General features: G+C 47.5%; 8 protein-coding genes. 2 read left to right on the plus strand and 6 right to left on the minus strand.

Annotation, left to right across the window (positions count from 1 at the left end; all coding sequences use genetic code 11):
* Window positions 1–7: 7 nt before the first annotated feature.
* From H528_RS0108370 to mqnC, 6 genes are read right to left on the minus strand one after another with little or no spacing between them, the layout of a single operon-like run.
* Window positions 8–1,393 carry a TldD/PmbA family protein gene (locus tag H528_RS0108370; RefSeq protein WP_028845871.1) on the minus strand — a complete coding sequence of 462 codons (1,386 nt, stop codon included), beginning with the start codon at window positions 1,391–1,393 and terminating at the stop codon, window positions 8–10.
* On the minus strand, window positions 1,371–2,327 hold the full coding sequence (locus H528_RS0108375) for a carbohydrate kinase family protein (RefSeq protein ID WP_022853871.1): 957 nt from the start codon (window positions 2,325–2,327) through the stop codon (window positions 1,371–1,373). Before H528_RS0108375 ends, H528_RS0108370 begins: the two co-directional genes overlap by 23 nt.
* Entirely contained in the window at window positions 2,299–2,970 is a 672-nt protein-coding gene (locus H528_RS0108380) for a zinc dependent phospholipase C family protein (RefSeq protein WP_169352788.1), read from the minus strand. The genes H528_RS0108375 and H528_RS0108380 overlap by 29 nt, the downstream gene beginning before the upstream one ends.
* Before the next feature lie 43 nt (window positions 2,971–3,013).
* Window positions 3,014–3,775, minus strand: coding sequence for a hypothetical protein (locus H528_RS14100; protein WP_022853873.1), 762 nt, complete (start codon window positions 3,773–3,775; stop codon window positions 3,014–3,016).
* A gap of 39 nt (window positions 3,776–3,814) precedes the next feature.
* A complete protein-coding gene (locus H528_RS0108390) occupies window positions 3,815–5,026 on the minus strand; it encodes an amidohydrolase family protein (RefSeq protein ID WP_022853874.1) in 1,212 nt (403 codons plus the stop codon).
* Window positions 5,027–5,032: 6 nt separating this feature from the next.
* On the minus strand, window positions 5,033–6,091 hold the full coding sequence (gene mqnC / locus H528_RS0108395) for a cyclic dehypoxanthinyl futalosine synthase (protein ID WP_022853875.1): 1,059 nt from the start codon (window positions 6,089–6,091) through the stop codon (window positions 5,033–5,035).
* 75 nt (window positions 6,092–6,166) lie between these two features.
* On the opposite strand from mqnC, the gene H528_RS0108400 reads away from it, so the two are divergent.
* Both H528_RS0108400 and H528_RS0108405 read left to right on the plus strand, forming a co-directional pair.
* Entirely contained in the window at window positions 6,167–7,447 is a 1,281-nt protein-coding gene (locus H528_RS0108400) for an endonuclease Q family protein (protein ID WP_022853876.1), read from the plus strand.
* Between the two features lie 54 nt (window positions 7,448–7,501).
* The gene (locus tag H528_RS0108405) at window positions 7,502–8,104 is read left to right on the plus strand and encodes a hypothetical protein (RefSeq protein WP_022853877.1); all 603 of its coding nucleotides are present in this window, start codon (window positions 7,502–7,504) and stop codon (window positions 8,102–8,104) included.
* Window positions 8,105–8,202: the final 98 nt, after the last annotated feature.

An 8,202-nucleotide genomic window follows, 5' to 3' on the forward strand; every position in this document is an offset into this window, starting at 1 on the left:
CGTTTTCCTATTTTTGATCTATGGCACCACCTACTACAATTTCGGGGATGCGTAAAGTTGGTTGTCCGTCAGAAACAGGCACTCCCTGGCCGTCCTTACCACAGGTCCCAATGGTAAAACCAAGATCATTTCCTACCATATCAATGATTTGAAGGATCTGGGGGCCGTTTCCCGAAATAGTAGCCCCGCGCACTGGTTCGCCCAAAAGGCCTTTTTCAATTAAATAGCCCTCGGTTACTTCAAAGACAAAGTTACCAGAGATGGTATCAACCTGGCCTCCGCCCATTTTTTTGACAAAAAGCCCTTTATCAACACTTCTTATGATTTCTTCGGGGCTGTGTGGGCCTGGGGCAATGTAGGTGTTTGACATGCGAGGTATCGGGCGAAAACGGTAAGATTCTCGCCTGCCATGGCCATTTGAGTCTTTGCCTGCTTTCATGGCAGAGAGCCTGTCATACAAAAAGTCCTTAAGCACGCCGTTTTCAATCAAAACGGTTTTTTCAGGAAAGATCCCTTCGTCGTCAAACTGATAATAACCGCGCTGGTACATCAGGGTCGGGTCATCAATTACGGTGATAAGAGACGAAGCCACTTTTTCGCCGATCCTTCCTGCATATACTGAAAAACCTTCTTCGGCAAGGTCTGCTTCAAGTCCGTGGCCAACGGCTTCGTGAATCATGGTACCGCCTGCTTCAGCAGAAAGCACAACAGGCATGGTGCCCCCTGGGGCTTTAGGCGCAGAAAGCATTAAAATGGCCCTTTGAGCAGCCTTTAAGGCGATTTCTTCTGGGGGAGTTTTCTCAAAAATTTCAAGTCCTATGGCCCCGCCCAAGGGTTCATGTCCTGTTTGGATTACTTCGCCCCTTTTGGTGACCACCTGTACGGCAAGGAGCGTATAAAGGCGCTCGCCTTTGATATAAAGGCCTTCAGAATTGACAATGGTGATTTTTTTGTGGAGGTCATGATAGGTGACCTGCACCTGGGCTACTTCAGGAGAGGCCCCTCTTGCGGCCTGATTAGCTTTTTTTACCAGGTCAATTTTAAAAGCAAGGCTTTCTTCCTGCGGCGGTCTTTTGACCTCAGGGAAGGGAATCTTTTTTATTTCGTCGATGGTTATGTTTTTTTGGGTACTTCCGGTGAGCCTTGCAAGGCTTTCTGCAAGGGACATGAGTTCCTCTGGAGCAAAGCTATTGGTGTAGGCATAGGCTGTATGGTAGTCGCCGTAAATGGCCCTAAGCCCCGCCCCTTTATCGCTTCCGCAGACTAACTTTTCCAGCCGGTCGTTATCATACACAATGAAAGTGGTTTCTGTTTCTTCAAGGTAAATGTCGGCGAAATGTCCGCGGCCCAAAGCCTTTGAAATAATTTTGCTAGCTTTTTCCGGCTCCATGATTCCTCCAGTAAAGAAATTCTTCGCGCTTGGGATAACCCTTTCTACCATAATCGCGCAAGGAAAGGGCCGCCATAGCCGCACCCAAGAAACCTGCCTCTCGGGCGCTGAGTCCAGAAAGCACCCCTGCTATTACACCTGCATCGAATACGTCCCCTGCTCCTGTGTTGTCAAGGATCTCCTGGGGCTTCACCGCAGGAATCTCAATTTTTTGCCCGTCCTTAAAAAGAATGGCCCCTTTTTTGCCCCGCTTTAGGAAAACATTGGAAGAAAGATCGGCAAAGTCCTCTGGTTTCAGCCCCAGATAAACCAGTTCTTGTTCAGTGATAAAAAGAAACTCTGCCCTTGAAAGCAGGGGCTTTAAGAACTCTAGGCCCTTTTGGGCGTAAATTTCCCCTGGATCAATGCTAAAGGTGCCCTGGTGCTTTTCTTTTAGGTTTCGATGAAAAGCCAGGCCTTCATTGGTAATGAGCGAGCTTACGTGCAGCCATTCTTGAGGAATGGTTGAGGGCTGGTAGTGGGCAAGGAGATGTTCTTCTGAGTGTGGGGAGACAAAGATGGCCCGGTCTTTTTGGGCATCAATGATAATGATACAGCAGGCAGATTTTCCCTTTCGGATAACACGGCTTAGCTCAACACCCGCAAGCTCTGCCAAAATAGCATCGCCTTCAGGGTCTTCACCCACAATGCCGATAAACCCTGTTTCAAAACCCCAGTTTTTCAAGGCGTAAATGGTGTTAGCCGCAGAGCCTCCCCCTGAGCGAGCGATAAATTTTCCCTTTTGTTCGAGCTCGTCTCTTAATTTTTCGAATTCTTCTCTGGTGCCCCAGACTTCGCCACCGGGCTTCAGGTCTTTGCCAATTTTTTTTAGCCTGCGCAGGTCGTCTATTTCGTAGAAGAAATCGAGATTAAGCGCACCCGAGCCCACGATACGCATTATTTGCTCCCTTGGCGTGGAATACGTATTGCATTTCTGAGAGACAACTTGGCAGTGCAGCAAGGAAACGCCTTTCAAATAGTTTGACAAGGCTGTTAGGAGGGGTGCGGCGTCTTATTTTGGCAAGGCGCATACTTGAAAGGGTGATAAGCTTGCGCGTAAGCATTACGTGGCGTTCTATTTCAAAAGAGGAAGACACAAACAAATTAAGCCTGCGGTGCCCTGGCCAGAGGTAAAGCCCCTTTAAGAGGAAAAGATTGCGGCTTAAGTTTCTTTCAATAGTCCATTCGAAGTAGTAGTGAATTAAGCGTGGTGGTAGATCAAGGCGGCGTGCAAAAGCAGGAATTATTTTCTCGTGGGCTACTTTATCTGCCAGAAGATGCGTGCCATAGCCCAGGGCAAAGGCGTGTTCACAAGGTTTTTTGGCTTTGAGCAAAAGATGCTCAAAGGCCTCAAAAGAGTGGTAAAGCCTTTTCCAGCGCGGGGGAGCAATGAAAAAATCTGGCACCAGGTTGCCGTAAATAAAGGCAAGGCCCAGGGCGCCGGTGAGGTTTTTAAAACAGCCAGGGCCTTCGGCAAGTATTTTGAGCGCAAGTTCAATATGGGCCGCAGGGCCAAAGGCAAAGCTTTTATCAGGCCACATTAGCAAAAGCAAAAAAACTAATATTCCGCCTGCTAAATACATCTCAACACTTTTCAGCGCTTATGATTTCAGGGTTTAACGGCTCAAGATAATCGCCGCCCATCTTTACCAGAAGAACGCCTGCTTTGTTTGCCAGGTTCTTCAGGTCTTCAGGGACACGTAATGCCGCAAGGATGGGGATAATTCTTTGTCCTCTGGCAAGGCTTGCGTGGTTTACGAAAAAATCCAGGGCGTCTTTTAGCTGGCTAAAGTCATCAGCGCGTGCCTGGCTTTTTACTTCGGCTATCCAAATGGTTTCCTGGCCGTTTTTATCTGTGGTTATTACAATAACGTCAAATTGCCGCTTTCTACCTTTAGGGCCTGTTTCGTAATCAAAGAACCTTTCTTTGATTTGGTGGCCAAATTGTTTGATAAGATACGGGATCCCTGGACCAAAAATGTCTTCTGCAAGGGTCCCCAAACGCTGGGCAAGCTCTGCCCAGCGTTTGTTACTTTCGTCTTTGAATTTGTGCATTTCATCCTTGAAGTCTTTCATTTCATTTTTGAATGCCAGCATCTCGTCCTTGAAAACTTTCATTTCGTCTTTGAAGGCCTTCATCTCGTCCTTGAAGTCTTTCATTTCGTCTTTGAACTCTTTGAATTCGCGGGACAATTGTTCGTGGGCTTTGCGAAGCTCAAGGGTTGCCATGAGGTTATCTGTTGAAATTTGGCGAAGTATTTCCAGCTCGCGCATGCTGCGGTCAACTTTTTCTTCGTTGTAGCCTAGTCTTTTTTCAATTTCTTTAATTGCTTCCTGAGTTTGCATTTTTGCCCCCTGAAAAGGCTTTATAAAGAGCTTACCATACTAACCATAGAGTCGGCCAATTTGAGCGGGAGTTTTAGTGACAATTTCTTCAAGAAGGGCTTTGGGGTCCTTTTTTTCTGTTGGAATTATCAAGAGATCAGCCCTGGCACCCTGGCCAATGAAGCCTACGCCGTTGCGTTTTAGCGCCTTAGCCCCCCAGAGGGTTGCCATTTTGAGGATGACTTCTGCTGGTATTTTTGGAAAAAACTGTCTTACCGCAGCCATTTCTGCAAAAATTGATAGCTGGTCATTGCTTGCCAGGCTATCAGTCCCAAGGCAGGGCTTAAGGCCGAGGTCAAGCATTTTTTCAACTTTGGGAAGCCCCACCCCTAAAAAAGTGTTGCTACGCAGGCAAAGACAGGGCTTTGCCCTTTTTTTGGCAAGCAGTGCCAGTTCGTCTTCGGTGGCCTGGCAAAGGTGGACACAAATCGTATCCTCATCAAGGATGTTCAAGCGGTCAAGATAATGCACCGGGCTTAACCCAGGGGCCACAAAATTAGACGGCCACTGGCCCCTTTCTTCAAGGAGTTCTTTTATAGGGCCGCGGCCAAACCTTAAAAATTCTACTTCTTCTTGAGACTCTGCCACGTGTAAAGAAAAGGGAAGCTTGTATTTCTGGGTCCAGCCCTTGATAGCCTGCATGAGGATAGGTGAGACAGTGTAAGGCGCATGCGGTGCAAGGCTCATGGTAATTTTAGGATCACTTAAATTTTCTTTGAGGAAGTCTTTGAGATTGGTGTGTCCTTTAAAGTCGATTACTTCCCGGAAAAAAACTGCCAAAAAAGGGGACTCTCGCAAAAGGGGGACAGAAAGCCCGGTGTTTCCGTGATCTCCGATGAGGCCGATCCCGTTTTGCCAGGCCTCTTTTAGGGCCTGGCGTGCAGAGGAAACGTATTCCTCTGCGGAAATCTCTTGGCGAATGCGAATGAGGTTTTTTATCCAGCCAACAAAAGACCCCGAGGGCGTCAGTCGCCATTTTAGTGCGGAAAGTTCGATGTGGGCGTGCGCATTTACCAGGGCCGGCAAAAGGGCAACTTCCCCAAGGTCTATCTCTTCCCCCAGAAAACCCTTGCGCACCTGCTCATAAGGGCCGCACTCAAGGATTTCGCCTTCTTTGGTAAGGACGGCGGCATTTTCAATGGGCGGGTCGGTAACAGGGAAAATGTATTTTGCGCGGTAAATAGTTGGTCCTTTAGAAATGCGAAGTTCCATTAGCTTTCAGGATATAAGGGTGTAGTCCATGCGGCGCCTGCGGGGCTCATAGCCAGCATCCCGGATAATGCGTTCTATTTCGTCAACACTAAGCCGGTGTGAGACCCCGGCAGCCGCTACCACATTTTCTTCTATCATGGTGCTGCCAAAATCATTGGCTCCGAACTCAAGGGCTACCTGGGCAACTTTGGGCCCCTGGGTCACCCAGGAGGCCTGGATATTTTTGACATTGTCGAGAAAAATGCGCGAAAGAGCAAGCATGCTGAGATACTCAACAGGCATAACCTTGGGGACGTCTATTTCCGTATTTCCGGGCTGGAAAGGCCAAGGGATAAAGGCGGTAAAGCCGCCGGTTTCATCCTGAAGGTCTCTTATGCGTTTTAGGTGTTCTATTCTGTCTTCAATGGTTTCTAAATGCCCAAACATCATCGTGGCTGTGGTTTTAAGGCCAAGTCTATGGGCCGTGCGCATAACCTCAAGCCATTTTTCAGCAGAACATTTGTTGGGAGAAACTTTTTTTCTTATGCGGTCAACGAGAATTTCTGCCCCACCGCCTGGAATAGAATTAAGCCCGGCCTTGATAAGCTCCCTTAAGACCTCTTCGATGGTTTCCCCTGATATCTCTGAAAAATGGACTATCTCTGGCGGGGAAAAGCCGTGAATATGAATTTCTGGGAATTTTTTCTTTATGCTTTGCAGCATCTCCACATAAAAAGAAAAAGGAAGCTCTGGGTGCAGGCCTCCTTGAAGAAGAATCTGAACCCCTCCAAGGGCTAAGGTTTCTTCTATTTTGCGAAAGAGCTCTTCCTGGGAAAGGACAAAACCGCCTTCTTTTCCTGGCGGACGATAGTAGGCACAGAACTTACACCCTGAGATGCAAATATTGGTGTAGTTTATGTTGCGGTCGATTATGTAGGTCACAATGCGCTCAGGATGAATTCTGAACCGCACTTCACGGGCAAGGGCGCCAAGCTCAAAAAAAGACGCCTCTCGCCACAGGGTAAGGGCCTCTTCAGGGGAGATCCTTTTGCCAATACGGACTTTTTCAATGATTTTTTCTTTCATGTCTTCATGGGTAGCAGCGGAAAAGCTAAGCGTCAATGTAGCATATTAGTTTATCAATGTTAGAATTTCCTTTCCATGATGAAGCTGCCTTTGCGGGAAGAAATTTATTTTGCAGATCTTCATATCCATAGCCGTTATTCCCGGGCCACCAGCAAAGACATGACTATCCCTACTCTTGCCCAGGTTGCCCGGGCCAAAGGGCTTTCGGTTGTGGCCACGGGAGACTTTACCCATCCAGATTATGTGTCAGAGCTTGAGGAATATCTCATCCCTGCGCCAGAAGAAGGGCTTTATGTTTTTCGTGAAGACCCTGATGGCGTGCGCTTTATCTTGAGTGCGGAAATCTCAAACATCTTTTCTCAGGCAGGGAAGAAAAACCGTCGGGTGCATACGGTTGTCCTTGCCCCGAGTCTCAGGGTGGTAAAAGAGATAAATCGAGCTCTTGTGAGGCTTGGGAACCTTACCTCTGATGGCAGACCCATGTTTGGCTTTCCTGTTAAAGACCTGGTCAAGATCTTGCGTCAGATTTCTCCTGACGTAATCATTATTCCGGCACACATTTGGACACCCTGGTATTCCCTTTTTGGGGCCTTCTCTGGTTTTGATTCCATAGAAGAATGCTTTGAAGAAGAAACTGAGCACATCCACGCCCTTGAAACAGGCCTTTCTTCAGATCCGGCCATGAACTGGCGCCTTTCCATGCTTGACCGCTATACCCTGGTTTCTAACTCTGATGCCCACTCCCCTTCCAAGCTAGCCCGAGAAGCAAACGCCTTTTACGGAAAACCAAGCTACCAGGGTATAAAAGAGGCCCTTTTGAAAGACAACCTGGCATTCACCATTGAGTTCTATCCCGCAGAAGGCAAGTACCATTACGACGGCCACCGAAATTGTGGGGTTTCTTTTTCACCAGAAGAAACCCTGGCCCATGGCGGGAAATGCCCGGTGTGTGGAGAACCTGTTACCGTTGGGGTAATGCATCGGGTGGTAGAGCTTGCCGACAGACCTGCAGGGTATAAACCTCCTGATAAGCCGCAAGCACTGCACCTTGTGCCGCTTCAGGAGATAATAGCCGAGGCCCTGGGTAAAGGGCCACAGACCCAGGCAGTGCTTAAAACCTATAAGCAAATCCTTGAAATGGCAGGCCCAGAGCTAGACATTTTGCTATACAAAAGTCTTGAAGAACTAAAAGAACTTCTGCCCGAACGTATTGTGGAAGGGATTTCCCGGGTGCGCCAGGGCAGGCTTTACATCAAACCTGGTTTTGACGGGGTCTATGGCAAGATTCGCATCTTTGAACCCGACGAAGAAGAACCTGCTTCCCCTCCCCCCAAACAAAAAAGCCTTTTTGCTTAATTTGCCCAAAAATTTGCTACAATAAAAAGTAAAGTCAAGGCAGGAGGAAAACAAATGAGATATTTAATTTTTCTTCTGTCTTGCCTTATATTTTTTTCTTCACAGGCCCTGGGAGAATGGGTAATTGATCCTCTTCACGGAATTAGGGTTGATCTCCCCCCAGCTTATACTTTGAACGTTCGCTCCGCAGAGGGGCGTATCATTTTAAGATGTCTTGATAGACCTGGTGGCATAGTAATTTTCCCCCTTAAAAATCCCAAGAAAGCCGACGAAGCTTATCTTTTAAGAGTTCTTTCGCTGCCGTTTTATAAGCAGGGAGAAGTCTTTTTCAAGACTAACAAGAATTTTTCGCTGGCCTTAGTTAAGGCTCCTTATCTTTCTTTTTCTCCTTATTTTGACCAGGGCTTTATTTTTCGGCTTTACTTAAAAGGCCTGGCAAACCAAGAAACACGAGCAGCGCTGATGCTAACCAGGGGCAAAAAGTATAGTCTTGCGGTGCTTTTTTTGCCACCACCTGGAGAATCTCTTGAGAGACTTTTCAAGCTTTATAGTTCCTTTAAATGGGAAAAACCCACGGTTCCCTTTAAGCGCATAGAGGTGCGAAGCAAGCTTTTTGAAATTCCGGCTCTCTGGATTGATATTCCCAAGGGCTTGTAGTGCTACCCAAAATACCGGACACTTTTGGGCCTCATCTTGAGGAGACATCATTTAAGCTGCCTCCCTGTATCTTCCCTCATAATATCTTGCCTCAAATT

It is taken from the genome of Thermodesulfatator atlanticus DSM 21156 (assembly GCF_000421585.1).
In the GTDB taxonomy this organism is placed as follows: Bacteria; Desulfobacterota; Thermodesulfobacteria; order Thermodesulfobacteriales; family Thermodesulfatatoraceae; genus Thermodesulfatator; species Thermodesulfatator atlanticus.